The 25,456-nt window shown below is 71.8% G+C and carries 25 protein-coding genes; 13 read left to right on the top strand and 12 right to left on the bottom strand.

Features of this window, described 5'->3' with window-relative positions:
• Positions 1–195 precede the first annotated feature (195 nt).
• Entirely contained in the window at positions 196–1,092 is an 897-nt protein-coding gene (locus C8K30_RS15375) for an alpha/beta fold hydrolase (protein ID WP_369940130.1), read from the bottom strand.
• Between the two features lie 83 nt (positions 1,093–1,175).
• On the opposite strand from C8K30_RS15375, the gene C8K30_RS15380 reads away from it, so the two are divergent.
• From C8K30_RS15380 to C8K30_RS15390, 3 genes are all read left to right on the top strand, one after another.
• Entirely contained in the window at positions 1,176–1,631 is a 456-nt protein-coding gene (locus tag C8K30_RS15380) for a DUF6153 family protein (RefSeq protein ID WP_108493773.1), read from the top strand.
• Between the two features lie 100 nt (positions 1,632–1,731).
• Positions 1,732–2,301, top strand: a complete 570-nt coding sequence (locus tag C8K30_RS15385; protein WP_108493774.1) for a DUF305 domain-containing protein — start codon at positions 1,732–1,734, stop codon at positions 2,299–2,301.
• 60 nt (positions 2,302–2,361) lie between these two features.
• Positions 2,362–3,840: a CopD family protein gene (locus tag C8K30_RS15390; protein WP_108493775.1), complete on the top strand. Its 1,479-nt coding sequence runs from the start codon at positions 2,362–2,364 to the stop codon at positions 3,838–3,840.
• A gap of 12 nt (positions 3,841–3,852) precedes the next feature.
• Here C8K30_RS15390 and C8K30_RS15395 read toward each other — a convergent pair whose 3' ends face one another.
• The 3 genes from C8K30_RS15395 to C8K30_RS15405 all read right to left on the bottom strand — a co-directional run bounded on the left by C8K30_RS15395 (position 3,853) and on the right by C8K30_RS15405 (position 7,237).
• Positions 3,853–4,809, bottom strand: a complete 957-nt coding sequence (locus C8K30_RS15395; RefSeq protein WP_108493776.1) for a DUF1177 domain-containing protein — start codon at positions 4,807–4,809, stop codon at positions 3,853–3,855.
• 74 nt (positions 4,810–4,883) lie between these two features.
• Positions 4,884–5,597, bottom strand: coding sequence for an AroM family protein (locus tag C8K30_RS15400; protein WP_108493777.1), 714 nt, complete (start codon positions 5,595–5,597; stop codon positions 4,884–4,886).
• Positions 5,594–7,237: an OPT/YSL family transporter gene (locus C8K30_RS15405; protein ID WP_108493778.1), complete on the bottom strand. Its 1,644-nt coding sequence runs from the start codon at positions 7,235–7,237 to the stop codon at positions 5,594–5,596. The genes C8K30_RS15400 and C8K30_RS15405 overlap by 4 nt, the downstream gene beginning before the upstream one ends.
• A 174-nt stretch (positions 7,238–7,411) precedes the next feature.
• Here C8K30_RS15405 and C8K30_RS15410 point away from each other — a divergent pair, with 174 nt between their 5' ends.
• The 8 genes from C8K30_RS15410 (at position 7,412) to C8K30_RS15440 (ending at position 13,030) form a co-directional block, all read left to right on the top strand.
• Complete coding sequence (locus tag C8K30_RS15410; RefSeq protein ID WP_108493779.1) at positions 7,412–8,275, top strand: IclR family transcriptional regulator; 864 nt, start codon at positions 7,412–7,414, stop codon at positions 8,273–8,275.
• 61 nt (positions 8,276–8,336) lie between these two features.
• Positions 8,337–9,167 carry a dipeptidase PepE gene (pepE, locus tag C8K30_RS15415; protein WP_108493780.1) on the top strand — a complete coding sequence of 277 codons (831 nt, stop codon included), beginning with the start codon at positions 8,337–8,339 and terminating at the stop codon, positions 9,165–9,167.
• Positions 9,168–9,218: 51 nt separating this feature from the next.
• On the top strand, positions 9,219–9,491 hold the full coding sequence (locus tag C8K30_RS30715) for a hypothetical protein (protein ID WP_158281023.1): 273 nt from the start codon (positions 9,219–9,221) through the stop codon (positions 9,489–9,491).
• Positions 9,488–9,874 carry a PIN domain-containing protein gene (locus C8K30_RS30720; protein ID WP_158281024.1) on the top strand — a complete coding sequence of 129 codons (387 nt, stop codon included), beginning with the start codon at positions 9,488–9,490 and terminating at the stop codon, positions 9,872–9,874. Before C8K30_RS30715 ends, C8K30_RS30720 begins: the two co-directional genes overlap by 4 nt.
• A 29-nt stretch (positions 9,875–9,903) precedes the next feature.
• The gene (locus C8K30_RS15425; protein WP_233257194.1) at positions 9,904–10,554 is read left to right on the top strand and encodes a DUF1345 domain-containing protein; all 651 of its coding nucleotides are present in this window, start codon (positions 9,904–9,906) and stop codon (positions 10,552–10,554) included.
• Positions 10,555–10,774: 220 nt separating this feature from the next.
• Positions 10,775–11,152, top strand: coding sequence for an SHOCT domain-containing protein (locus C8K30_RS15430; protein WP_108493783.1), 378 nt, complete (start codon positions 10,775–10,777; stop codon positions 11,150–11,152).
• Positions 11,153–11,196: 44 nt separating this feature from the next.
• The gene (locus C8K30_RS15435) at positions 11,197–12,570 is read left to right on the top strand and encodes a hypothetical protein (protein WP_108493784.1); all 1,374 of its coding nucleotides are present in this window, start codon (positions 11,197–11,199) and stop codon (positions 12,568–12,570) included.
• Positions 12,571–12,631: 61 nt separating this feature from the next.
• Positions 12,632–13,030: a hypothetical protein gene (locus C8K30_RS15440; protein ID WP_108493785.1), complete on the top strand. Its 399-nt coding sequence runs from the start codon at positions 12,632–12,634 to the stop codon at positions 13,028–13,030.
• Positions 13,031–13,075: 45 nt separating this feature from the next.
• On the opposite strand, the gene C8K30_RS15445 is transcribed toward C8K30_RS15440, so the two are convergent.
• The 5 genes from C8K30_RS15445 to C8K30_RS15465 form a co-directional block, all read right to left on the bottom strand.
• Complete coding sequence (locus C8K30_RS15445; protein WP_199230505.1) at positions 13,076–14,221, bottom strand: NAD(P)-binding domain-containing protein; 1,146 nt, start codon at positions 14,219–14,221, stop codon at positions 13,076–13,078.
• Positions 14,222–14,379: 158 nt separating this feature from the next.
• On the bottom strand, positions 14,380–15,714 hold the full coding sequence (locus C8K30_RS15450; protein WP_108493786.1) for a sugar ABC transporter substrate-binding protein: 1,335 nt from the start codon (positions 15,712–15,714) through the stop codon (positions 14,380–14,382).
• Positions 15,715–15,751: 37 nt separating this feature from the next.
• Positions 15,752–16,657, bottom strand: a complete 906-nt coding sequence (locus C8K30_RS15455; protein ID WP_233257195.1) for a carbohydrate ABC transporter permease — start codon at positions 16,655–16,657, stop codon at positions 15,752–15,754.
• Between the two features lie 11 nt (positions 16,658–16,668).
• Complete coding sequence (locus C8K30_RS15460; protein WP_369940141.1) at positions 16,669–17,622, bottom strand: carbohydrate ABC transporter permease; 954 nt, start codon at positions 17,620–17,622, stop codon at positions 16,669–16,671.
• Positions 17,622–20,342, bottom strand: a complete 2,721-nt coding sequence (locus tag C8K30_RS15465; RefSeq protein WP_108493787.1) for a hypothetical protein — start codon at positions 20,340–20,342, stop codon at positions 17,622–17,624. Before C8K30_RS15465 ends, C8K30_RS15460 begins: the two co-directional genes overlap by 1 nt.
• Positions 20,343–20,442: 100 nt before the next feature.
• Between C8K30_RS15465 and C8K30_RS15470 the strand changes: the two genes are divergently transcribed.
• Positions 20,443–21,654: an ROK family protein gene (locus C8K30_RS15470; RefSeq protein WP_108493788.1), complete on the top strand. Its 1,212-nt coding sequence runs from the start codon at positions 20,443–20,445 to the stop codon at positions 21,652–21,654.
• A 49-nt stretch (positions 21,655–21,703) separates the two neighbouring features.
• Here the strand turns inward: C8K30_RS15470 and C8K30_RS15475 are convergent, their stop codons facing one another.
• Entirely contained in the window at positions 21,704–22,582 is an 879-nt protein-coding gene (locus C8K30_RS15475) for a helix-turn-helix domain-containing GNAT family N-acetyltransferase (protein ID WP_108493789.1), read from the bottom strand.
• 126 nt (positions 22,583–22,708) lie between these two features.
• Between C8K30_RS15475 and C8K30_RS15480 the strand changes: the two genes are divergently transcribed.
• Positions 22,709–23,275 (top strand): GNAT family N-acetyltransferase, encoded by a 567-nt coding sequence (locus tag C8K30_RS15480; RefSeq protein ID WP_108493790.1) that lies wholly within the window; start codon positions 22,709–22,711, stop codon positions 23,273–23,275.
• Positions 23,276–23,310: 35 nt separating this feature from the next.
• Here the strand turns inward: C8K30_RS15480 and C8K30_RS15485 are convergent, their stop codons facing one another.
• Positions 23,311–24,090, bottom strand: a complete 780-nt coding sequence (locus tag C8K30_RS15485; protein ID WP_108493791.1) for a DUF899 family protein — start codon at positions 24,088–24,090, stop codon at positions 23,311–23,313.
• Between the two features lie 89 nt (positions 24,091–24,179).
• Positions 24,180–25,358 carry a hypothetical protein gene (locus tag C8K30_RS15490; protein ID WP_108493792.1) on the bottom strand — a complete coding sequence of 393 codons (1,179 nt, stop codon included), beginning with the start codon at positions 25,356–25,358 and terminating at the stop codon, positions 24,180–24,182.
• Between the last annotated feature and the right edge of the window lie 98 nt (positions 25,359–25,456).

Genomic DNA, 25,456 nt, shown 5'->3' on the forward strand with positions numbered 1-25,456 from the left:
CGCTCTCGCACCGTAACGACCACGTGCAGAGGACGCCGTTCCACGCCCCGCCGTTCGTGCCGCAGCCGATGACGACGATGGGCCCGGGGAAACAGCTGCTCCGCGGGGTACGTTGCTGGCAGTAGACAACGTCTACTGAGCGCAACACACTCCGCCCGCGAAGTCGTTCTCCGGCCCGCCGCTCCGGGTGCAGGATCACGCCGCGATCAGTTGTCGGGTCTGTTCCGCGACCGTCTTCCAGCACGCGGGCGGCAGGTCGTGGCCGACGCCGTCGAGCAGCACCAGCTTGGCGCCCCGGATCTCGCGCGCCACGGCACGAGCCGCCGACGTCCGGACGAGGGGGTCGTCCTCACCTTGCAGCACGAGCGTCGGCGTCCGGACCTCGTGCAGCCGCGGGCCCCGCCATCGCGCGTGGAGCTGGCGACCGATCCCGGCCATGTCCCTCGGCCCGCTCTCCAGCCCGCGTTCGATCCGTTCCCGGGCCGCCGATTCGTCGCACGGGTTCGCCGGCGACGCCATCCTTTTCGCAATGGCCAGGGACGCGGCGACGTCGCCGTCGCGACCCGCCGGATAGCGCTTCGTCACGTTGCGCGCGACCAGACCGAACCGCAGGTGGCGGAGCGCGCGGTAGCCGACCGCGTCGCTCGGCGGGGCATCGCATGAGACCAACCCGAGCACCCGGTCCGGGTGGCGCAGCGCCACCCGTTGCGCGACGACGCCGCCCAGCGAGTGCCCGAACACCACTGCACGGTCCCAGCCGACGGCGTCGAGCACGGCGACGGCGTCGTCGGCCAGGTCCTCGGCCGTGTACTTCCGGTTGCCGGATTCGAGCAGCATGCGCCAGTACTCGCGCCGCACGGTCTCGCCGAGCCGGGTCGATGCCCCTGCGTCGCGCTGGTCGTAGCGGACGACGTCGAAACCCTCGTCCGCGAACGCCCGGCACAGCCCGTCCGGCCACCAGAACCGCGAGATCGCGAGGCCCATCATGAGCAGGAGCGGGGTGCCTCCGCGCTCCCCGAACCGGTCGTAGGCAAGCTCGATGTCGCCGTTGCGCGCGCGGGTCGTCGGCGACCAGGTATCGGTGTCGGTCACCTCAGCCATTGTCGTGCAACTGAACGCGTCCCGCCCGGACAGCCATTTTCGACAGGCACCGGCAGTGCGATAACCTCCGTGACGTGCCCGTGATCTCGCTCCTCCGCTCGGCTGTCGCCGAGCCCGGGCGACGCCTGAACGGCGCTCTGGTGATCCTCACGGTGATCATCGGTGTGGTCACCATGCACTCGATGAGCGGGTCCCCGACCTTGCACCAGCACCGGCCGCACGGGGCCTCCGTCGTCGCCGCGCTGAGCGCCTCCGTCGACGGCATGCCGCCGACGGTGACGCAGGCCGACCACGTCAAGCAGGACCCGGCCGAGCCCGCGGGCAGCTGCTGCGAGGGGTGCGGCGGGCACGACGCCGCCATGGCGATGTGCCTCATGATCCTCGTCGCGCTGCTGGCCCTCGTCGTACCCGTACGACGGCTCCTGTGGCGGGCCCTGCTCGCGCTGTCGGTGCCCCTGGCGCAGGTGGTGACCGACCTGCGGGCGGTCACCGCTCCCTCCTTGCACGAGCTCTGCATCTCCCGGACGTAGACCCGGCCTCGACGCCCACCGCGTCGACCGGACAACGCGACCGCGCCCCAGCGCGATCACGTCGATGAGTGCTACCCCGAGACGAGCTAGAGGAAGAACCATGAAGCGCACCCTTATGTCCGCCATCGCCCTGGCCGGAGCCCTTGCCCTCGCGGGCTGCTCCGGCTCGGAGCCCGCGCAGGACACCGCCGCCGTGTCCGGCGACCAGGCGGAGCACAACGACGCGGACGTCATGTTCGCGCAGATGATGATCCCGCACCACGAGCAGGCGATCGAGATGTCGGACGTCGTCCTGGCCAAGCCCGACGCCGACCCCGCGGTCACCGACCTCGCCACCCAGATCAAGGCGGCGCAGGCCCCCGAGATCGAGGAGCTCGGCGGGTGGCTCGACGCCTGGGGCGCCGAGCGCAGCTCGGAGCACGGCGGCCACGCCGGGATGGACGGCATGATGTCCGACGACGACATGCAGGCACTCGGCGACGCGGCGGGCCCCGAGGCGAGCCGCCTGTTCCTCGAGCAGATGATCGCGCACCACCAGGGCGCCGTCGAGATGGCCGAGGAGGAGATCGAGTCGGGCCAGGACCCGGCAGCGGTCGAGCTGGCTCAGACGATCGTCGACACGCAGACCGCCGAGATCGAGACGATGGAAAACCTGCTCGCCTCGATGTGACCGGTGGGTGGTGCGCCGGCGCCGAGCCGGCGCACCACCCGTCCTCGAAGGAGTCTGCACATGCGCCGAACCTCTCTTGGCGTGCGCTCCGGCGCGGTCGGGACCCGGCTGGTCGTGGGAGTGCTCGCGGCGCTGGTGCTCGCGCTGTGGTGCGCGCCGCCCGCGTCCGCACACACCCGGCTCGAGTCGACGGCGCCCGCCGCCGGCTCGACGTCCGACAGCCCGGTCGACGAGGTGGCGCTGCGGTTCACGCTCCCGGTGACCTCGCTCGGCGACGGCATCGTCGTCGACGGGCCGGCGGGGACGGTGGCGGCCGACGTCGCCTCGGCCGAGGGCGGCCTCGTCCTCGTGGCGACGCCCGCCGAACCGCTGGCCGCCGGCGACTACACGGTGAGCTGGACCGCCGCCGCCCAGGACGGTCACCCGCTGGAGGGCTCCTTCGGCTTCACCGTCGGCGGGACGGGCCCCGCCCCGAGCGAACCCGCCGAGCCCGGCGGGAGCACCGGCGCGCCGTCGGCCGATCCCGACGACGAAGCGTCGGAGGGCACAGAGGGCGGGCATACCGACGGCCCGCACGGCGCCCACGACATGGGCAACATGGACGGGATGGACCACGACGCCGTGGCCATGGACAGCCCCGCGAGCAACGTCGCGGAGGCCGTCGCACGGCTGGGCAGCGCGGCCGCCCTCTGGGGCTGGCTGGTCGCCGCGGGCGGCCTGGTGTTCGCGGGCCTCGTGCTCCGGGGAGAGGACCGGGAGGACGTCCCGGTCGTCCTCCGGGCCGTCCGCTGGACGGGCCTGCTGATCCTGGCCGGCCTCGCCGTCCACGTCTCGGCCGGGTCCGTGCACATGGCGCACGGCGACATCGCCGCCGCGGTCTCGCCCTCCTCGATCGCGGGCTCGCTCACCGCCACCACCCGCTGGGCCCTGGGCCTGCAGGCCGTTGGCGCGGCGGCGATCGCGGTGGGCGCCCGGCACACCCTGCCGGGCTCGTGGTCCGCGGTCCTCGGGAGCGTGCTCGTCGGCGCGGGGCACGTGCTCGGCGGCCACAGCAACACCGCCGAGCCGCGGTGGTTGGTCATCACCGCCGACGTCGCGCACCTCGCGGCCGCGGCCACGTGGGTGGGCGGCGTCGTCGCGACGGGGATCCTGCTGCACAGCCGCCGCCGGGACGGACGCTCCCTCGACGCCGCCCTGATCGGCGCCCGGTTCTCCGTCGTCGCGGCCGTGTCCGTCGCGGTGGTCGGCGCCGCCGGCATAGTGCTGGCGGTCGAGATCCTCGACCGTCCGGCGCAGCTCTGGGAGAGCGCCTGGGGGCTCTTCCTGCTCGCCAAGCTCGGCGTCGTCGCGGTGGTCGGGGTGATCGGGACGTACAACCACTTCCGCGTCGTGCCGCGGCTCGAGTCCAGGCGTTTCCGGCAGCGCAGCGCCCGCAAGGCGGGCAACCTGCTGCGGCGCAGCGCCGTGCGCGAGACGTCGCTGATGGTCGTGATCGTGCTGATCACGGCCTGGCTGGTCGCCGCGTCCGTCGAGGACTGAACGCGAGGTCGCCTACCTGGAGACCGGCGACAGGCGGCCCACCGTGCGGAGCACCGACATGCTGCCGTACAGCTCCTGCAGCCGCGCGACGTCGTCGGCGTCGGCGAAGGACGCGATGCCCCGCCCGAAGTCCTTGGCGGTCTCGATCGCGAAGCGGACGGCGGCCTCGACGTCGTGCAGGTCGGTCGCGCCCGTGGCCGACCCGGCCACCGCGGTCTCGGTGACGATCGCGAGGCCCACGACGGGCACCGCCGTCGCCGTGGCGGGCTGGACTATCGAGTTCACGTGGAACAGCCCGTTCCCGTAGGGCGTGATGTCCTGCATGGTGATCGGCATGACGGCGGGGGCGCGCCCGGTCGTGCGGCCGGCGACGTCGAGCAGGGTCTCCGAGACGCGCACGATCCAGCCGTCGACGATCGTCGGCGTGATCGCTATGCCCTTGTGGTTGCAGACCCGGTTGCCCTTCGTCGTGTCGATGGACAGGATCGCGTCCATGTCGGCGAGCACCTCGTGCTGGTTGCTCGTCTCCTGGTCGACGGCCGAGCTCATGAACGGCACGGGGTCGTGCGGCTGGGTGGGCGCGTCGGGGTCGATGTGGGTCGCGACGACGACGTCGCCCGGCAGGTGCTCGCCGCGGGCCCGCATCGCGATGAGCTTTGCGGCGATCGTGATCGCTGCGAGCGCGCCGTCGCCGTCGCTCACGAACCCGATCTGCTCGGGGCGGGCGCCGAGGCCGCCGAGGCGGCCCAGCACGCCGAGCGTGGGCGCGGGGCCGCCGGCGCGCTTGCCGTCGGACCCGGGGATCGTGATGCGCACGAAGTCGGTGGTTCCGCCCGGCCCGTCCACGACCTCCACCTCGATGCTGTCCGACGGCGCACCGAGGCCCTCGAGGTAGTCCGCGACCGCGGCGCCGCGGACGGCCGGGTCGTCGAGCAGGTCGAACACGGAGATGAGATGGCTCCAGGACATGGGTTTGCCTCCAGTGGTGTTGCGGTAAGGGTCCCGAGGGCGTCGGGAGGGTATTTCGGGCGGGGTCGGGAGGGTCAGCGGGGCCTGGCGCCGAGCACCTCGGCGGCGAGCCGGGCGGCCACCGACCGGGCGACGACGACGGGCAGCCCGCTCGCGTCGGCCACGGCGTCGCGCATCGCGGCCGTGTAGCCGAAGCAGTCCAGCGCGATCACCTCGGCGCCGTCGTCGGCCAGCCTCGATGCCGCTGTGCGCAGCGCGGCCTCGTCGCCGGTGTACGGCGAGCTCGCCGCCACCGTGATCCGCGTGCCCGCGCCGAGCACACGGGAGAACTTGGTGGTCGTGTCGTCGGCCTGCTCCGCGAGCGGGGCGAGCACGCCCACCGTGCCGCCGTCGCCGGCGAACGCCGCCACCGCGTGCGCGATGATCCGGTCCGGCACGAACAGCGGCTTGGTGTGCGCGAGCGCCGGGAACGGCCCGGTGCAGGCGAGGAGCACGGCGTCGACGTCGCGCTCCAGCTCGGCGACGACCGCCGGGAGCCGCCGCAGAACCGACGCCTCGCCGATGATGGCGGCGCGCCCGTCGCGCAGGCGGGTCGTCAGTGCGTGGTCCCCCGGCTCGGGGGCGAAGGAGGCGATCTCCTCGTCCGTGCGGCCGTCCAGCACACCACGTTCGACGAGCGTGATCCCCGGTAGCAGCGGGGCGAGCTCGGGCGTCAGGTCGACGCGGGGGGTCTGCCCGATCGTGACGACGCCGAGCCTGGTGCGGGCGGCGGTCCGGGTGCCGGTCATCGCCAGAGCATCCTGCCGACCGAGTACAGGGAGTCGCCCGCGATCAGGCCCGCCCCGACGAGCGCGGTCTCCCGCTCCCCCTCCTCGCCGCGCAGCCGGCGCCAGACCAGGCGCGCCGCGAGGGCGACGAGGACGAGCCAGCCGGCGTTCGGCGTGGCGACGAGCAGACCGGTGGCCAGCAGCACGCCGAGCTGGCGGCTGGGACCGCCGACAAGCTGCACGAGTGCCCCCGGCACTGCCCAGATCAGCAGGTTGACGAGCACCGACGGATCGGAGATGCCTGCCTTGATGGTGTCCACGTAGACCACCGCCGTCGGCGGCACCTGGCCGCTCTCGAACAGCGACGGCCACACGAGCGCCACGATGCCGATGGCGACGACAAAGCCGAGGATCGAGGCCCGCAGCTGCTCGCGGCGCCCGTCCAGCTCGAACGCCGTGTACGGGCGGCGGTCGCGGCGCAGCAGCCAGCCCGCCTTGAAGTCGTAGCCCATGTCGGCGAACGCGGGTCCGGTGGAGGCGCAGTAGCCGACGAGCAGGGCGAGCGGGACCGTGGGGAACTGCAGCAGCAGACCCAGGATCAGGAAGATGAGCGTGACGGCGAAGGCCGGGAACCAGCCGGCGTGCATGGCGGCCAGCCCCACGATGAGCTCGTGCACGATGGCGGCGACGGCGGCGAAGAGCGCGAACCCGAGGATCCCCCACCAGGTCAGCTCGACCCACAGGCCGCCGGCCACGGCCAGCACGACAGCGCCGACCACGAACAGCACGAAGCCGGACCCGAGCGCCCTGCGCAGCGTGCGCTCGGTGACGGTCGGCACGAGCGCCGGGTCGTCCTTCGCGGCCTCCTCCAGCGCCGCTGCCTTCTCGAGCGCGCGCTTGGACGGGCGGCCGAACAGCATGACGCCGATCTGGACGAGCGCCACGAGGCCCGCGCCGATCATGACGCCGTGCGGCACGTAGAACGCGTTGAGGTCCAGTCCGGTCAGTGCGGGCACGTACTGCGCGACGAGCAGGCCGATCGCGAACATCAGCAGCGCCCAGACGTTGCCGATCATCGCGATGCCGGCGGCCGACATCGGCAGCCCGAGGAACGACGCACCGAACCCGACGATGCCGCCGCCCACGAGCAGGGCGGCCTGCTTGCCGCCGCGGTCGCCCGCACGGATCGTCTCGGCCGCCGCGACACCCGGCGGCCAGGCCGCGTCGGCGGGCAGGAAGCGCGAGCCGTAGGCGCGGTAGAGCACGAAGACGTCGATCGCCAGCCCGAGGCTCGCGCCGAGCAGCATCGGCCAGACCAGGTCGCTGCGCCCGAACAGGTACGGGATCGCGATCGGCGTCAGCAGCGAGTTGGCCGCGGCGAACGTCGCACCCGAGATCGCCGACTGCACGAGGTTCTGCCGGTTGGTGTCGCGCATCCGGTGCAGGCCGGCGAACCCGATGCGTCCGATCAGCATCGCGACGACGGCGCCGATCACGCTCGTGTTCGGGGAGACCCCGAGCGTCGTGATCATGTGGATCCCGATCACCGCGCCGACGACGCTCATCGCGAGGGTGATGATCGCCGTGCGCGGCTCGAACGCCCGCGGATGGCGTTCCGTCGCCGCGGCCTGCGCGGGATCGCTGACGGGTGAGGCTGCCATGGCGTGGGCTCCTTCGAGGGGGCTGCGGGCGGCGCGCTGTGGCCGCCCGGTCGAGAACGTTGAGCAGCACCGTGCGCCACCATCGTCGGCGCAGACAACCTGATCCCACTATCTGGGAGTTACATTCATATTTCGGACTGCCCGCTAGGATGCCGCCGACCGACAGGAGCGACCGTGCCCCAACCCGCGACACCCGAGCCCGCGACACCCGAACGCGCGCCCGAGAGCAGCTCACCGCTGCAGACCGTCGACCGCGCCCTCCAGGTGCTGCTCTCGTACAGCGAGACCCGCACTGAATGGGGCGTCTTCGAGCTGGCCGAGGAGTTCGGCATCACGAAGTCGACGAGCCAGCGCCTGCTCGCCGCGCTCGCGGCGCAGGGCTTCCTCGCCGCCGACCCGTACACACGCCGCTACCGCCTCGGCCCGGCGATGTGGCGCATGGCGGCGCTGTGGGAACGCGGCGGCGGGCTCGCGCGCCTCGCCGAGCAGGTCCTCGCCGAGCTCGCCGCCGCCACCGGCCGGACGGCGTCCTTCACGATCCCCGACGGCTTCCACGTGCGCTGCATCGCCGCCGTCGACGGCGAGAACGGACCCGTGCGCTCGCATCCCCTCGTCGGCGACCTCTACCCCGCCCACGCGGGCGCGACGTCGCGCGCCTACTTCGCGTTCCTCGACCCGCTCGCGCGGCGGAACATGCTCAGCGGGCGGCCGTTCGCGCGGTACACGGAGCTCACCGAGGTCGACGAGTCCGGCCTGGACAAGCTCTTCGACCAGGCGTACCGCACCGGCTGGGCCTACTCCGAGGGCGAGTACGACTCGACGACGCGCGCCATCGCGGCGCCCGTCCTGATCGGCTCGAACCCGGTCGGCTCGATCTCCGTCGTCGAACCCAAGGTGTTCGAGTACGAGGACGACCTGCGCGACCATGCCCCCGCCATGCTCGACGCCGCGGAGACGCTCGCCCACCTGCTCCACCGGCCGCCGACTCCCGCGCAACGCGACTGGCGGCGCGGGCGGTCGCGCCAGGTGCGGCCTTGAGCTCAGCACCCCTGCACCCTGTACCCCCGAAACCCGCTCCCGACCGCCGAAGGTAGGCACCATGCGACTGCTGCTCCTGTCGAACTCCACCAACCACGCCACCGGCTACCTCGAGCACGCGCTCGACACCGTGCTCGGCTTCCTCGACGGCGCCGCCCTCACGTTCGTCCCGTACGCGCTGGCCGACCACGACGCCTACACGGCGAAGGTCGCCGAAGCACTGACGCCCCACGGCACGCGGGTGACGGGGCTGCACACGGCCGCCGACCCGCTGGCCGCGATCGCGGAGGCCGAGGCAGTGTTCGTCGGCGGCGGGAACACCTTCCGGCTGCTCGACACGCTGCAGCGCCTGGGCCTGGTCGCCCCGCTCGCGGCGCGGGTCCGCGAGGGGCTGCCGTACATGGGCGCGAGCGCGGGCACCAACATCGCCGGCCTGAGCATCCGCACCACGAACGACATGCCGATCACGCAGCCGGCGTCGTTCGAGGCACTGGCCCTGGTGCCGTTCCAGCTCAACCCGCACTTCATCGACGCGGACCCCACGAGCACGCACCGCGGCGAGACGCGCGAGCAGCGGCTCACCGAGTTCCTCGAGGTCAACGACGTCCCCGTGCTCGGCCTCCGCGAGGGCACGTGGCTCTCCGTCGAGGACGGCACGGCGGTTGTTGGTGGAGCCGCCGTGAGCAGCACGGCGCCGGGACCGGCCGTCGTGTTCGCCCGCGGCGCCGCACCCCGGGAGGTGAGCGGCGACGTCAGCGACCTGCTCGCGACGACGCCGCGCTTCGACGTCACCGCAATGTCTCAGGCCGGCCCGACCATGTCGCTGGAGGCATTCCGTGCCGACCAGGAAGCGGCCGTCGACTACGGGGTCTCCGACCCCTATGAGCGCTGAGTACCCGCGCAGGTGCTTCACCTGGTGACTCACCGCTGGTAGCCTGGGAACATGCCCACGAAGAAGCCCCGTCTGCAGGTCACCGTGACCGCCGAGGTGCAGGAGTATCTCGACCGCGCGCACACCATGTGGCCCGAAGAGACGAACACCTCGACCCTGGTCACCCGGCTGATGGCCGAGGGCTACGCGCGGGTGACCACCGACGCCGAGATGACCCTGCGCCGACGCCAACGCGCCCGCCGAAAGCTCGCCTCCACCCACCCGTGGCCTGGCCCGCCGGCCGAGGAGCACCTTGCCTCCGTGCGCGAGGGCTGGGCGGAGTGACCGTAGCCGACGCGAACGTCCTGATCGCGCTCTTGAACCTGAGCGACATCCATCACAGGCGAGCCGTACAGCTCACCGACACCGACGCCGAGATCCACGTCCACCCGCTGACCATGGCCGAGGTCCTCGCCGGATATCCCGATCCGAGCGAGCGTCTGGCCACCTTCGACGCACTGACCGAGGCGGGGTTCGCCGATCCGGACATCCCCTACGACGAGGAAGTCAACCTCCTGGCCTCCGTCCGCGTCGATGACCGGCTCAAGATGCCCGACGCCTGCGTCCTCGCGACCGCGATCTGGCGGCGCGAACCACTCATCACCTTCGACAACAAGGTCGCGGCCGCCGCACGCAAGAAGAAGCTCGACGTCCACACCCACGAGTAGTTGTAGCAAGGTCCTGGTTGACTGGGCGCATGATTCGGATGCGGCAGGTGAGCCGGGTGCTGGACGGCCCGCACGGGGTGCGGATCGGCGCAGCCCTGCTGGTGGGCGGGCTGCTCGGCTGGCTGCTGTCGTGGAACTCCGTGGCGGCCGCCGTGCTGGGCGGCTGGGCCGGCGCCGGGCTCGTGTTCGTGGCCTGGACCGCGCTGGTGATCGTCCCGATGGACGCCGAGGCGACCAGTGAGCACGCGGTGCGCGAGGAGCCGACCCGCAGCGTCGCGAACCTGATCGTGCTGCTCGCCGCCCTGGCCAGCCTGGCAGGCGTCGCGGTAACGCTGGTGGGCGGTGTGCTGGGCAACGGCAACATCACGATGGGCGCCGTCCTGGCCGCCGTCCTCGTCTCCTGGGCCTGCGTGCACACCGTGTTCGCGCTGCACTACGCCCGGGCGTACTACACGACCCCGGCCGGCGGGATCGACTTCCACCAGACCGAGCCGCCCCGGTACACCGACTTCACCTATCTGGCCGTCACTGTCGGGATGAGCTTCGCCGTCTCCGACACCGACCTGGGCTCCTCGGGCATGCGCCGCATCGCCCAGGTCCACGCGCTGCTCGCCTACCTGTTCGGGACGGTTGTCGTGGCGCTGCTGATCAACCTCGTGGCGGGGCTCGCAAACACCTGAGGCGCGGAAATACGAGATGCGGGTGCCGAGCAGAACAAAAACCAGCTCGTAGCACCGGGTGAAGAATCAAGAATGCGAAGGCTTTCGTTCCTATTGTGTGGACACAGCATCTCGCCCGACGCGCGCCGATCGACCTGCGCGGTTACCTTGAGGAAACGGCTCGAACTCACCAACAGCGTTGTTCGAGCCCATCCGAAGACCCTTGAGAACGGGGCGTGTCATGGACTTCTGGGATTTCTTCTGGCTGATGGTCTACAGCTTCTTCTTCGTTGCGTACCTCATGGTGCTGTTCCAGATCGTTGCGGATCTCTTTCGCGACCGTGAGCTCTCGGGCTGGTGGAAGGCCCTGTGGATCATCTTCCTCATCTTCCTGCCGGTCCTCACCGCGCTCGTGTACCTCATCGCACGCGGCCGCGGGATGGCGCAGCGGCACCTCGAAGGGGCCGTCAGGGCACAGCAGGATGCGGAGAGCTACATCCGTCAGGTCGCGGCACCGTCCGCACCTGCCGACCAGATCGCGAGCGCCAAGGCCCTCCTCGACGCAGGCACCATCGCGCCGGCGGAGTTCGAGAGGCTGAAGGCCAAGGCGCTCGCCTGACAGTTCTGCCGACGCCCGACAGGGGGCAGAGAGGCGGAAACAGCGTGAACGAGTCCGCCGGAGAACTGCACGGCACCGACCCGCCCGACGCGGCAGCCCGTCTTGCCGCGTTGGAGCGGGAGAACGAGGAGCTCCGTCGCCGGCTCGCCGCGGTACCCAGCGGCGAGCCGGCTCGCTCCGCGGCCGACCACCCGCGGCGCAATCGTCCGCGGAGCGCGGCCGCCGTCGTCCTGATCCTACTTGGCGCCCTGCTGGCGCCCGCGGGCGTCGTTGCCGCCTGGGCCGAGCGCACCCTGACCGACACGGACCGCTACGTCGCCACGGTCGGCCCCCTGGCGGACGACCCGGTGGTGCAGTCCGCGCTCGCGGGCCGGCTGACCACCGCCGTGATGACGCAGATCGACGTGGGAGCACTGCTCGACGACGTCGCGGCAGGGCTCGAGGAGCGAGACATCGCCCCGCGGGTCGCGGGGGCACTCACCAGGCTGGAGGCGCCGCTGACCAGCGGCGTCGAGTCGTTCGTCCGCAACGCCGCGAACCGCGTGGTGGAGAGCGACGAGTTCGAGTCCGCGTGGACCCAGGCCAACCGGGTCGCGCACGAGCAGCTCGTCGCCGTCATGCAGGGATCCGGGGGCGACGTCGTCCAGGTGGGCCAGGACGGTCAGCTCACCATCCAGCTCTCGGGGATGATCGACCTGCTCAAGGAGCGGCTCGTCGACCGGGGGCTCACGCTGGCCGCCAACCTGCCCACGATCAACGCGACGTTCACGATCATGGAGTCCTCCCAGCTCGTCCAGATCCAGAACCGGTACGCCCAGCTCGTCGCCCTCGGGACGTGGCTCCCGTGGATCGTCCTGATCCTGCTGGGCGCCGGCGTGGTCGTGGCGATGCACCACCTGCGAGCTCTCGTCGTCGCGGGGCTCGCGCTCGCCGCGGCGATGGTCGTCCTGGCCGTCGGCCTCGCGATCGCGCGCGGCCTGTATCTGGACGCGCTCAGCGGGGTGGTGCTGCGGCTCGACGCCGCCGAGGTCCTCTTCGACCAGCTCGTCTCCTTCCTGCGGGCCACGCTGCGCACCGTCGGGGTGCTCGGTCTGGTCGTCGCGCTGGCCGCCTACCTGGGCGGGTCGAGCGCATCGGCACGCAGCCTGCGCGCCGGGATCTCCGGCGGCCTCGGCCGGGCTCGCAGGTGGGCCGAGGGCCGGGGCGTGTCCACCGGCACCGCCGGTACCTGGCTCGGCGGGCACCGCGGCTTCGCCCGCACGGCCGTCATCGCCCTCGCAGCCCTGCTGCTCCTGCTCGCCTCGAGCCCGACGCCGGCCCTGATCGTCGGCGTCGCCGCCGGTGCAGGCGTGCTCATCATCCTGATCGAGCTGCTGTCCCGGCCGGCGTCCGCGACCCAGGGCGAGTCTGAGACCTGACGCCGCGGGACGCCGGGACAGCTCATTGACTGATCGTTCAATCAATGAGTAGATTCGGGTCGTGACCAACAGGACCGTGCCCCCTCGCGCGGAGCGCGCCATCTTCATCGTGCACGGCGCGGTGACGCTCGCGGCGGCAGTCGCGCTCGCCGTCTTCCCCGCCGCGATTCCCGCGACCGTTGGCATAACGATGGACCCGAGCGACTACCTGCTGTCGTACTTCCTGGCTGCGGCGGAGCTGGGCGTCGGGGTGCTCTCGATCGGGGCCGCCCGGCTCGCGGACCCGGCCGCGATCCGGCTCATCGCTGCCGCGTTCGCGGTGTTCCACGGCGCGACGGCGGTCCTCGAGGTGCTCTACCTCGCGACGGCGGGCGTCAGCGTGGTGCTCGTCGCGAACGTCGTCGTCCGGCTCGTCGCCGCTGCGGTGTTCGCCGTCGTCTGGCGGTCTCGCCGCTCATGACCGGCCGGGCCCGGCGCGAACACCGCAGCGCCTCGGCAGCTTCCGTCAGGTCGGGGTCCGCGCGTCCGAACGCGCCGCACTCGCCATCGACGGCGCAGGTGCCGAGAGCCGCCGCACCACCGCGCCCACGGCCGCCCGGCCCGCCCGGTTGGCGCCGACCGTCGACTGCGACGGCCCGAACCCGATGAGGTGGACCCGCGGCTCGGCAGCCACCTCGGTGCCGTGCATGGCGATGCCGCCCAGCTCGTTGCGCAGCCGCAGCGGGGCCAGGTGGGTCAGGTCGGCCCGGAAGCCGGTGGCCCACAGGATGGCGTCGACGGGCGTGAACGAGCCGTCCGCCTCCCGCACGCCCATCGGCTCGATCGCGGTGAACATCGGCCGCCGCTCCAACGCGCCGCGAGCCTTCGCCGCGAGCGCGTACGGCGTCCAGATGAGCCCCGTGTAGGACACGACGCTGCGGCTGGGCCGACCCGCCTCGACGTCGGCCATGACCTTGGCGATGGTCTCGCGCCCGGCCTCCTCCGGCCGGAACTCGCCGTCCCGGAAGACCGGCTCGCGCCGGGTGTACCAGCGGGTGGTCGCCACGCGGGAGATCTCCTCCAGGAGCTGGAGCCCCGAGATCCCGCCGCCGACGATCGCCACCCGCTGGCCGGCGAAGTCCTCCGCCCGGACGTAGTCGCGCGTGTGGAGCTGACGGCCGCGGAAGGTCTCCTGCCCCGGGTACCGCGGCAGCACCGGGTTGGTCCACGTGCCGGTCGCGTTGATGACCGCGCGGGTGGTCCAGGAACCGCGGTCGCTCGTCACGACGAGGTCGCCGTCCGGGTCGTCGTCGGCGCAGCGCACCGCGACGACCCGGGCCGGGCGCAGGATCGGGAGCGCGAACGTCCGCTCGAAGCCCGCGAAGTATCGCGGGACGGCGGCGCGGCTGGGCTCCGTCTCGTCGACGGCGGGCTGGGCCAGGCCCGGGAGGTCGAAGATCCCGTTGACGGTGGCCATCCGCAGGGACTCCCAGCGGTGCTGCCAGGCGCCGCCCGGCGCCGGGTTCGCGTCCAGGACGACGAAGGTGCGCTCCGCGTCCGGCTGGTCAACAGCACTCACGAATCCCCGGCGCTGCAGGTGGTACGCCGCCGACAGGCCCGCCTGCCCGGCCCCGATCACGACCACCGTCGCCCGGTGCAGTTCCTCGCTCACACGGTGGACAACACCGTGGCCGCGCAGATGTTTCCGGGTGTGACGGGTGTCCTGATCGAGGCGCCGACACGTGAGTCCCGTTGTCGTGGGCGTGATCGTCGCGACCACGTGCCTGTTTCAGGCGCAACGAGCGCGCCCACGACAAAGGGACTGCTGGACTAGTCGAACAGGGCGTTGACCTGCTCGTTCGCCTCGGTAAGCGACGCGACGTCGGCCTTGCCGCCGAGCACGTCGTCCATCGCGGCGGTCATGATCGCGTGGACGTCGGAGCCGTGCTCGGTCACCGGGAAGAGGAACGTCGTGCCGTCGTCGACCTGGGTGGTGAACGGGGTGACGTCGATCCCCTTCTTCGCGAAGGCCTCCGTGGCGAGCTCGGCCGAGCTGGTGATGGACGGGAAGACGACGCCGGCCGCACCGACGATGTCCTGGCAGTCCGTCGAGCCGAGGAACTTGACCCACTGCGCCGCGCCCTCAGGGTTGTCGGTGCCCGCCCAGATCGAGTCGGCCAGGCCGTTGAACATGCTCGCGCGCTCGCCGCTCGGACCGGTCGGCGTGGGCGCCAGCCCGACGTCGACCCCGTCGTAGCCGAAGTAGGTGGAGAGCATCCAGTCGCCGTTGATGTTCATGGCGGACTTGCCGGCGCCGAAGTTGTCGTTCACCGACGCGCCGATGGTCGTCTCGAGCGGCGGCATGTAGCCCTTCTCGACCAGCGAGTACCACCAGGCGATCGTCTCCTGGAACTTCGGGTCGTCGTAGTTGTAGCGGGTTCCCCACGGGTTCTTGTCGGTGTGGGTCCAGCCGGTCGTGGCCGTGTACATGCTCCACTCGGTCTGGCCGTTCTCGTATCCCGCGCCGGGGATGCCCAGCCCGTACACCGCGACGTCGTCCTTGTCGAAGCCCGGCTCGTCACCGCGGGTGCCGTTCGCGTCCACGGTCAGGCGCGCGATGACCTCCTCGTAGCTGCCTCCGTCCTCCGGGTTCCAGTCCAGGTTCTGCATGTCCTTGTCGGTGAGTCCCGCGTCGGCGACCATCTGCTCGTTGAAGAAGACCGCGACGGTGTCCCAGTCCTTCGGCAGGCCGTACCGCTTGCCGTCCTGCGCGATCCACAGGTCGGCCAGGCCCTCGGCGTACTGGTCGAGGTCGACGTCCTGCACGTGGTCGTCCAGGGGCAGCAGCTGCCCGTTCGCGACGAACTCCGGGTACTTGGACACGTGGTCGGTGAACACGTCCGGGCCGGTGTCGGAGGAGAAGGCGGTGGTCAGCGCGGACCAGTAGTCGTCCCACCCGCGCTGCGTGATCTTCACTGTGAGGTCCGGGTTGGCCTCGTGGAAGGCGTCGGCGCACTGCTGGTACGCGGGCTGCTGGTTGGCGTCCCACAGCCAGTAGTCGATCTGGCCCTCCGCCTCGGCGGCGCCCGCGCCGCCCGAGCAGGCGGCCAGGGACAGGGACGCGAGGGCGGCGGCACTGACACCCGCCAGCGTCTTTCTCTTCATGTCGTACGTTCCTCTCGGTGTGGGTGCAGGGGCCCGGCTACTTGATGCCGGAGAACCCGATGGAGTTGATGACCCGCCGGCCGAAGACGGCGTAGAGGATCACGATGGGGAGGGCGGCCACGAGGGATGCGGCCATGAGCCCGGCCCAGTCGGGCGCGCCCTGCGGCGTCTGCGACCGGAAGATCCCCAGCGCCACGGTGAGCACCTTCGACTCCTCCGTCTGGCCCACCAGGAGCGGCCAGAAGTAGTCGTTCCAGGAGCTGATGAACGTGAGGATGCCGAGCGTGGTGACCGGCGCCGCCGAGATCGGCAGGATGATCCGGAAGAAGATGCGCCAGGGCCTGGCGCCGTCGATCATCGCCGCCTCGTCGATCTCCCGGGGAATGCCGAGGAAGAACTGGCGCATGAAGAAGATCGCGAACGGGGTCATGAAGAGGCTGGGCAGCATGATCCCGGGCAGCGTGTTCAGCAGACCCACCGACTTGACGGTCAGGAAGTTCGGCAGCGCCGTGAAGATCGGCGGCACCAGGAGCGCCCCGAGGAAGACGGCGAACCACGCGTCGCGGCCGGGCCAGCGCAGGCGGGAGAAGGCGTAGGCGGCCATCGAGCAGAACAGGACCTGGCCGACCGTCACCGCTGTGGAGACGATCAGGGAGTTGCGCAGGTAGAGCCAGAAGCTCAGCGACGCGCCCGACCCGCCCTCCGCCAGGGCCTCCTCCGGCGTGGCCAGGCCGAACACCCGCTCGAACGGGCCCAGCGTGAAGTCCGCCGGCAGCAGCGAGAAGGACTGCGCGGCGAGCGCCTGGTTGTCCGACAGCGCGGTCCGCAGCATCCAGTAGAACGGCAGGACCGTGGCCAGGATGAAGCTCCACAGGACGATCCAGGCGATCACCCGTCCCCAGGTGATCCGCGCCAGGCGCTGCGCAAGGCTCTGAGCTCCCATCGGGACTCCCATCAGGAAAGGTCGGACTCGCCGGCGCGCAGCAGACGCATCTGCGCGAACGCCGCCCCGGCGAGGATGAGGAAGAGGACCACCGACATCGCCGACGCGTAGCCGAAGTGCCCGCGGGCGAACGCCTGCTCGTAGATGTAGAGCTGCAGCACCCGCGACGCGTTGCCCGGCCCGCCCGACGTCGTCACGGCAACGGTGTCGAAGACCTGGAAGGCCCCGGTGACGGTGATGACCAGCACGAGCGCCAGGACCGGGCGCAGCAGCGGCAGGGTGATCCGCCAGAAGGTGCGCCACTCCCCCGCGCCGTCGACGGCCGCCGCCTCGTACACGCTGCGCGGGATCATCTGCAGGCCCGCGAACACGAGGAGCGCGGTGTACCCCAGGTGCCGCCAGGTGTTGATCGCGGCGATGGTCGGGATGGTCCACGCCTCGTCCCCGAAGAAGGCCACCTTGGGCAGCCCGACGGCGTCGATCACCGCGTTGACGATGCCGATGTTGTAGTCGAGCATCCAGTACCACAGCAGGGCCACGACGACGTTCGCGATGAGGTACGGGAGCAGCAGGCTGCCGCGGACGAGCACCGACTTCGTGAGCCGGTGCATGAGCACGGCCAGGCCCACCGCGAGGACCGTCTGGAACCCGATGTTCAGCACGACGTACAGGAGCGTCACGCGGACCGCGTTCCAGAACACCTCGTCCTGGGCCAGGTCGACGTAGTTCTGCAGGCCGACGAAGACGGGGCTGCCCAGGATGTTGTACTCGGTAAGCGAGAGGTAGATGCCGCGCAGGGTCGGGTAGAGGTAGAAGACCGCGAACCCGATCGCCGCCGGGGCGAGCATCCCGAGGGCCGGCCAGAGCTGGGTGGTGGGGCGGCGCTTGGTCCCGCCGGTCCGGCGTCCGCCGTCGGGGGCCAGGGCCGACGCCGGACCCGCCAGCTCCACCGCTGCCGTGCTCATCAGCGCTCCCGTCCCTCGGTGATCGCGTAGACGCGCGCGTCCTCCGCCGGCACGGCCGTCCGCAGCCGGCCCGTGGCGTGGCTCCCGGCGCCCGTCCACAGCTCGGTGACGTCGTACCGGCCTTCGCCCAGGCCGAGCTCGCGCAGCGGCAGGTCGGCGGTGCGGGCCGACGGCCCGTAGTTGAACGCGGCCACGTAGGTGGTCCCGCCGTCCCGCAGCACGAACGTGTCGGCGGCGGTGAAGGCGTCGGGGCCGGCCTGGACCGGCGCGAACGACCTGCCGAGCTCGGCGAGATGGTTGATGTCCGGGTTCTGCAGCAGGTCGCGCGCCCGCTGCTTGATGACCGGGTGGCCGGTGGCGGTGAGGTCCTCGCTGACCTGGTAGATCCCCGTGATGACGGCGGACGTGACGCGCGCCCGGTTCTGCCCCTCGGGCCAGATGCTCGGGTAGGGGTCGTCGAGCAGGTAGGCGTTCGCGTCGCCGTCGTACTCGTAGTTGCCGAACTGGATGTGGTCGCCGTCGTTGAACGCGTAGACCTCGTCGAGCCACCACCCGTACGTCAGCGAGTTGAGCAGGTACTCGGTGCTCTTCTGGTAGCGGTCCGGCTCGGTGGGGTGCCAGTTGTTCAGCGCGCCGTGCACGTCGCACGAGATCCGGCGCGCGTGGGCGAACTCCGAGGCGAACAGCGGCGAGATTGCCAGGTCGATGAACATGTCGTCGCCGACGTGGTCCACGACCTGCGCCATGCCCTGGCGGAACGCCTCCTGGCCGGTGTGCACGTCAGCGTCGAACCAGCCGTCGGCCTCGACGTAGCCGTGGGTGAGGAAGTCCAGCTTGACGTAGCGCACCCCGAGCTCGCGGAACTTGCTCAGGGCGATCCGCGCGCGGTTCTGCACGCCGGGGTTGGTCGGGTCGAGCGCCCAGGCGCCGTCGATGTTCACCGGGACGCCGTTCACCTTGAGCGCCATCTCGCGGAACGTCTGGTTCTCGCAGGTCGGGCAGAGCTTGGTGCCGCCGACCTGCTCGTCGAGGCCCTCCTTCCAGAAGTTGGCGAACGGCTGGAAGTACAGGGCAGGCTCCTGGCCCCGCGCCCTGACGTCCGCGACGTACTGCTCGAGCTCCGCCCACGACGTGTCCGGGTTCTCGAACGAGTACTCGGGAGCGAGCATCTTGTCCCAGTACGAGTCCACGCCGACGTACGGCCCCTTCGCCGACCGCGTGTTGCGGAACGCGGGTGTCTCCTCGGCGAGGAACTCGGAGACCTCGTCCATGACGGCGGCGTCGCCGCCACGCGCGCCCAGCCCGCCCCAGCTGTTGAACCCGAACGGCGTCCCCTCGGACCACGTGCGGGACTCCGCGGCCTCGGCCGCGGCGCGCCCGAACGTCTCCATCCCCTCGCGCCAGTCCGGGTAGAGGCCGACGAACATGCGCGGCGAGCTCACCGTGGTCCCGCTGACGTCGCCGTGCGGCTTGAGCTCGCGGTTGAACTGGTACTTGTTCATGCCGTCGCCGTAGTCGTAGCTCCAGTCGGTCAGGCCGGCGGCGGCCTGCAACCGGTCGAGGCCGCCGCGGGCGTTGCCGTCCGCGACCACGCCCGACTTCCAGGTGTCCCGGTCCAGCGAGCCGACGACGAGGCCGCGGCGCGAGGTGTCGTCGATGAACGCGGTCACCTCGAAGCTGCGCCGCGCGGGCGTCACGTCCTCGATCGCCGGTGTCTCGTAACGGACCCAGTGGTCGTTGTCGAACGGGACGAGCACCATCCGGTAGTCGCCGTCGCGCCCGAGGTCGACCGAGCCGCGCCGGTCGGTCATGACGGGCACCATCATCGACGTCGTGACCGGGCCGTCCGTGCCCGTCACGTCGAGCCGCACCGAGAACGAGCGGTCGCCGTCGAGCACGAAGACCTGCCGGAGCGTGGGCAGACCGGGCTTGGCGCAGGTGACCGTCGTGCGGCCGGTGAGCCGGCAGGCGCCGTCGTACTGTTTGGTCGTGACGAGCTCGTCGCCGATGCGGACGCCGCTGTAGAAGCCGGTGACGGCCTCCTGCCGCCCCCAGCGCGCGTCCGCGGTGCCGCTCCTGAGCGAGTACTCGATCGTGACGTCGCCGCCGCGGAGCACCGCGCGCTTGCCGCCCGGGACGACCGGGGTCGGGTCCACGGGAACGGGGTCCGACGCCGCCGGGTCGGTGAGCGCGTAGTCCTTCGCGGTCGCGCCGGCGACCTCGATCAGGTCGAGGTCCGGGCCGAGCGACCCGTCCGGGGCGCTGAAGGTCAGCCGGTTCTCGCCCGCCTGCAGCGGCAGGGAGACCGAGGTGGTGCCGACTCGGTCCCAGCCGCCGGTGGAGGCGGTCGGCACGCCGACGGTGTCGCCGCCGTCGGGCGTGACGGTGAGGGCCCGGGTGTCGTCGCCGCTGAGGTAGTGCAGCGTGACGTCGTACGTGCCGGCCTCCGGCGCGACGACGCCGGGCACCAGCACCGTGGCGGACGGGCTGATGCTGCCGACCTTGCCCTCGCCCGAGCACGAGGAGCAGCCGCCGCGGCTCGCGCCGTCCAGCACCACCTGCGGCGCCTCGGCCTCGATCGCGGCGCCGTCGACGGACTGAGCCGGAGCGGCGGCGACGGGCGCCACTCCGGCCGTGGCCACGACGGCGAGCGCGAGACCGATCGCGAGCCACGAGCGGGCGGGTCGGCGGTTCTGGTCGTGATCGGGCTTGACTGACATGGGCCCCTCCGGCGTCTTTGCTGGGTAGTTGCTGGGTGCGGGGACACTCAACCGCCTTTCTTTGTCGCTGTCAATTAAGTCGCCCGGCTAGAGTCGTCGCATGCCCGCGAGACCACCGGCGCCAGCGCTCAGCCCTGCGGGAACGCGCGTCTTCCAGCAGCTCGTCATGACCGGCGACGCGTCGCGCACGGCCCTGGCGCGCGACACCGGGCTGACCCCGGGCGCCATCACCCGCGCGGTGCGCCCGCTGCTGGAGGTGGGGCTGCTGCACGAGACCGGCGACCGGGCGCCCGCGGAGGGCACCCTGGGGCGGCCCGCCACGGTCGTGACCGTGCAGGCGGAGGCGCACCTGGTGATCGGCGTGAAGGTCACCGCCGACGAGCTGTTCGGGGTGCTCTGCGACCTGCGGTGCCGGGTGCTGGACGAGGTCACCGTGCCGGTCCGCGACCATCGCCCGGAGGCGATCGTCGAGCAGATCACGGACCTGGTGGCCGGTCTGCGGGCCGGGCACCCCGAGGTCGGCAGCATCGGCCTGGCGGTTTCCGGCGACGTCGACGCGGCCTCGGGTCACGTTGCCTACTCACCGTTCCTGACCTGGCGGGACGTGCCGCTCGGCGAGCAGGTCGCCGAGCGCACGGGGCTCGCGACGACCGTCGAGAACGACGTCCGCGCGCTCCTGACCGGCGAGCGCTGGTACGGGGTCGGTCGCGGGCTGTCGTCGCTGGCACTGGTCACGGTCGGCACCGGCATCGGGTGCGCGCTGCTGGTCAACGGGCAGGTGGTGCACGGCAGCTTCGGCGTGGCCGGCGAGGTGGGGCACGTGCTCGTCGACCCCGACGGCCCGCTGTGCCACTGCGGCAACCGGGGCTGCGTCGAAGCCATCGCGGGGACGGCCGGGATCCTGGAGCGCATGGCGCAGGCCGGGTTCGGCGGGCTGGGCATCGGCGACGTCGCGGACCTCGCACGCTCCGGCCAGCCCGACGCCGTGCGGGTGCTCGCCGACGCCGGCCGCGCCGTCGGCACCGGGATCGCCACCATCGCCAACCTGCTGGGCGCCCAGCACATCGTCATCACCGGCGAGGCCATCGGCAGCAGCCCCGCGCCGGACGACCGCGGCGAGGGCCGGCCGGCCGGCGACGAGCGGGACTACGACGTCATGGACCCGCATGTCCGCCGCGCGTTCGAGCAGCGGGCCTTCGGTTCGGCCGCGAGCGCCGCCATCGAGCTGCGTCCGCTGCGGTTCGTGGACTGGGCGCGCGGGGCGGCGGCGTGCGCGGTCGAGGACTTCGTCACGCACTACGGCCGGTCGTGAGCTCGAACGTCATCAACGGACGGCCCGGAGCCGGCGAGGACGCGCCCACTCAGCCCAGAGCCTTCTCGAAGAACGCGTCCGCGTACGGGTTGTCCTGGCTGTACGGCTCGATCTCCCGGTAGCCGGCCCGCCCGTACATAGCGACCGCCTCGGCGAGCACCCGGTTGGTGTCCAGCACGGCACGGGCGCAGCCGAGCCGGCGCGCCTCGTCCTCCAGACGCCGCAGGAGCCGCGCGCCCAGGCCCGCGCCCCGCCAGGCCGACGCCACCCACATCCGCTTGATCTCGCCGGTCGACTCGTCGATCCGGCGCACTCCGCCGCAGGCGACCGAGACGCCGTCGCTGGTCGCCACCACGAACGCGCCTTCCGGCGCGCGGAACCTGTCCGCGCCCCGGTCCGGCGGATCGGGCACGAACCCGCCGGGGAAGCGCCGGTCGAGCTCGGCGTAGTACTCCCTCAGCGCCGTGGTGGCCGCGCCGCTCACCGGGTCCACCACCCGCAGGTGCACGGTCGCCGCGCGGATCAACAGGTCGGCGGTGCCGAGCGCCTCGTCCAGGCGGGCGCGCTGCCGCTCGGTGAGCGGCTCGAGCAGCCCGCGCGCCTTGCGCTCGGAGCGGTCGTCCAGCTCGCGGTACGCGTTCTGCCCGACGGCGGTGAGCGCCACCGTCCGACGACGCCGGTCGGCCGGGTCGGGGCGCACCTCGATGAGCCCGTCGTCGGCCAGCCGGGCCAGGAGCCTGGTCAGGTAGCCCGAGTCGAGGTCCAGCCGCTCACGCAGCTCCCGCACGGCGGCGCCGTCGGGCCCCACCTCGAAGAGGAGGCGCGACGCGCCGAGCGGGCGCCCCGTCCCGAGGAACGACTCCTCCAGGACGCCGATGCGCTGGGTGTAGCTGCGGTTGAAGCGGCGGATGGTGTCGACGGTGCTCATATCTCTGACTTTAGTCAGAGATCGCCGAGACCAACAGGCGCTGCGAAGCCCGGGTAGTTCCGGACGCGGATCGTCCGGAACCGGTCCTACGGTGGAGCGGTAGAACGGATCGCAGAGGAGAACCCGATGCCGTACACCAGCAGACCGCTCGACGCCTCGACGTGGGATGCCTTCGCCGAGCTGATGGAGCGCAACAACGGAGTCTTCGGCGGATGCTGGTGCATCGGCTTCCATCCCGAGGGCGGTCAGCGCGGGCTCGACCATCGCGCGGCGAAGGAGGACCGCGTACGGACCGGCCGCGCCCACGCCGCCCTGGTCTTCGACGACGACGGCGGGGCGCAGGGCTGGTGCCAGTACGGCAGCCCGGTCGAGCTCACCCGCATCAAGCACCGGGTCCAGTACGAGAAGGACGCGCCGCCCGTGCCGGACTGGCGCATCACGTGCTTCTACGTCGACACCAAGCACCGGGGCCAGGGCGTCGCGCGGGTAGGTCTCGAGGGCGCGCTCGACCAGATCGCCCGGGCCGGCGGCGGTCTCGTCGAGGCGATCCCCGAGGTGACGACCGGCCGCACGGCACACGGACGATTCCTGTACAGCGCGACCGTCGAGCTCTTCGAGCAGCTCGGCTTCAGCCGCGTCCGTCAGGTCGGCAAGCATGCGTGGATCGTCGGCCGGACCGTGGACCCGGCCTGACCGGAGCCGCACGCCCACGGAACGGGGGCCGGTCCTCAGTGGTGGTGTTCGTGGCCGTTGCCGGGCACTACCGGGGTGGCCCCGGGACGGGTCCACTGCGGCGTGGGCCGGCGGGTCGGTCCCCAGGTGCCGTTCCCGGCGGCGTCGGTCGCCCAGTACCAGCAGGAGGCCTGGCCCTCGGGCCATCCGTCCGGCATGTCCTCCCAGGCCTCGCCTCGGCCGTAGGGCGTCATGTCGAGCAGGCCGAACACTCCGGAGGCCGGCTCGTTGCCCCGGCCCGTGGTCCGGTAGGTGAGGAACACGCGGTCGCCGTCGCGCAGGAAGCAGGCGATGTGACCCATGTCGACGCCGATCGGCGCCTCCAGGTCGCGCACCGAGTACCAGGGCTCGGTGTAGCCCATGAACCGGAGGTACGGGGCGACCTCCGCCCAGGGGCCCTCGGTCAGCATCGCGAACGAGACGCCGCGCGCCGCCAGGTAGGGAGCCGACTGTTGGATGTGCCACGTGTTGATGGTGCAGCCGGGGCACTGGCCTTCGATCGGGTCGCCGTCGTGCCACATGTGCTGGTAGACCACGAGCTCGGCGCGGCCCTGGAACAGGTCGATGAACGGCACCGGGCCGTCGGCGCCGGTGACCTGGACCGTGCCGTCGAGCTCCACCATCGGCAGCCGACGGCGGGCGGCGGCGAGCGCGTCACCCTCACGGGTGTGCGCCTTCTCCCTGGCCAGGAACTCCTCGCGGGCGGCCTGCCAGGCGTCCCAGTCGACGACGGACGGGCGGCCGGTCTGGCTGGTCGTGGTGGGCGTCTCGGTCACGGTGTCCTCCAGGGTCTCGGGCCGGGCGCGGTGATAGCGCCCGCACGTACCGACGACGGACGGTGCTCGTACTCATCGATGCCGAGCCATCAGCCGAGCGGGAGCCAGGACGCGAGGTCCAACGCCGCGAAGACCTCACGCAGGGGTGCCACGAGCAGCCCCAGCACGATCGCCGCGGCGATGCTCACCGCGAGGCGCGGGGACCGTGCCCCGCGCAGGTGGGTCACGGCGATCATGGACGCCACCACGAGGCCGGGGAGCGCCCCGACGACGATCGCAGGCACGGTCCCGAGGGCCACCTCCAGCGCGGGTGAACCCGTAAGTGCGATCGCGGACGCGGACACGGCTAGGCACAGATCGATCAGGTGCCCGACGACGGGCGGCGCACCGGCCACCTCCGCGAGGTACATGCGGAACATGAAGCAGGTGATCAGGAAGACGACGCTCGCGATCGCGAGGTCGACAGCGATCAGCCCTCCGACTGACGGGTCGGGCGCGGCCTCCGCGAAGATCCAGGCCGTCGGCAGGGCGATCATCGCGGCGAGCAGCACAAGGGCTCCGATGCCGGCCGTGAGGGCCCGTGCGGCGCGCGCTCCGTCCGAACCGCTGCTTGCCGACGAGTCGGGCACGGACGCGGTCGGCGCGGCGACAGCTCGTCGACGGACGGCGCGCTGCGTGGCCCAGGCCAGGGCCGGTGCCACGAGAATCAGCACCGAGAAGAAGACAGCAGCGGCCGTCCCGAGCGCCTCGGCATCGCCGCCGGTCACGACGAACGGCACCACCGAAAGGAGGAACAGGACTGCGAAGATCGCCGTCCCGCTGAGCGCCGACGTGAACGGCTCCGCGAGCTCGCGAGGACGAACTCCGGCGAGGCCGCCCAGCACGAGCCAGCTCACCCCGAGCACCAGGGCCTGCGTAAGGATCGCTGCGGGCGCGATGCTGCCGACGAAGTCACCTATCAGGTGCTCGGCCTGCTCCGACGGCGCAAGGGACTGACCGTCCGGGAACAGGCCGTACGCGAGGACCAGGAGCAGGAGCGACACGAATGTGCTGAGCCGCCCCGCGTCACGCCACGCACGCTCGCGGACCTGCGTGCGTACCCAGTCGACGGCGCCGTCGAGCACCCCGACGACCGACCGCACCACACGGAAGAGGACCACCACGGCGAGGACGATGAGGACGACCCAGAGGATCGACGGCGGCACGTCCAACCCGAGCCCGCTCAGCAGCGCGGAGACGTCGCTGAGGACCGCGTCCCACCAGGCCATCCGCCCAGGCTAGGGGCGGCCCCCGGGCCGGAACAGAGGCTCGAGCGGTTCAGGCGGGTGAAGTCACAGCAGATCGAGGGGGATGGCCTCAACCCTTC

This window comes from Promicromonospora sp. AC04 (assembly GCF_003058225.1).
Taxonomy (GTDB): domain Bacteria; phylum Actinomycetota; class Actinomycetes; order Actinomycetales; family Cellulomonadaceae; genus Promicromonospora.

Coding starts and splice junctions, on each gene's coding strand:
- C8K30_RS15385 (WP_108493774.1), top strand. CDS start 1,732: ATGAAGCGCACCCTTATGTCCGCCATCGCCCTGGCCGGAGCCCTTGCC.
- C8K30_RS15390 (WP_108493775.1), top strand. CDS start 2,362: ATGCGCCGAACCTCTCTTGGCGTGCGCTCCGGCGCGGTCGGGACCCGG.
- C8K30_RS15395 (WP_108493776.1), bottom strand. CDS start 4,809: ATGTCCTGGAGCCATCTCATCTCCGTGTTCGACCTGCTCGACGACCCG.
- C8K30_RS15400 (WP_108493777.1), bottom strand. CDS start 5,597: ATGACCGGCACCCGGACCGCCGCCCGCACCAGGCTCGGCGTCGTCACG.
- C8K30_RS15405 (WP_108493778.1), bottom strand. CDS start 7,237: ATGGCAGCCTCACCCGTCAGCGATCCCGCGCAGGCCGCGGCGACGGAA.
- pepE (WP_108493780.1), top strand. CDS start 8,337: ATGCGACTGCTGCTCCTGTCGAACTCCACCAACCACGCCACCGGCTAC.
- C8K30_RS30715 (WP_158281023.1), top strand. CDS start 9,219: ATGCCCACGAAGAAGCCCCGTCTGCAGGTCACCGTGACCGCCGAGGTG.
- C8K30_RS15425 (WP_233257194.1), top strand. CDS start 9,904: ATGATTCGGATGCGGCAGGTGAGCCGGGTGCTGGACGGCCCGCACGGG.
- C8K30_RS15430 (WP_108493783.1), top strand. CDS start 10,775: ATGGACTTCTGGGATTTCTTCTGGCTGATGGTCTACAGCTTCTTCTTC.
- C8K30_RS15450 (WP_108493786.1), bottom strand. CDS start 15,714: ATGAAGAGAAAGACGCTGGCGGGTGTCAGTGCCGCCGCCCTCGCGTCC.
- C8K30_RS15455 (WP_233257195.1), bottom strand. CDS start 16,657: ATGGGAGCTCAGAGCCTTGCGCAGCGCCTGGCGCGGATCACCTGGGGA.
- C8K30_RS15460 (WP_369940141.1), bottom strand. CDS start 17,622: ATGAGCACGGCAGCGGTGGAGCTGGCGGGTCCGGCGTCGGCCCTGGCC.
- C8K30_RS15465 (WP_108493787.1), bottom strand. CDS start 20,342: ATGTCAGTCAAGCCCGATCACGACCAGAACCGCCGACCCGCCCGCTCG.
- C8K30_RS15470 (WP_108493788.1), top strand. CDS start 20,443: ATGCCCGCGAGACCACCGGCGCCAGCGCTCAGCCCTGCGGGAACGCGC.
- C8K30_RS15475 (WP_108493789.1), bottom strand. CDS start 22,582: ATGAGCACCGTCGACACCATCCGCCGCTTCAACCGCAGCTACACCCAG.
- C8K30_RS15480 (WP_108493790.1), top strand. CDS start 22,709: ATGCCGTACACCAGCAGACCGCTCGACGCCTCGACGTGGGATGCCTTC.
- C8K30_RS15490 (WP_108493792.1), bottom strand. CDS start 25,358: ATGGCCTGGTGGGACGCGGTCCTCAGCGACGTCTCCGCGCTGCTGAGC.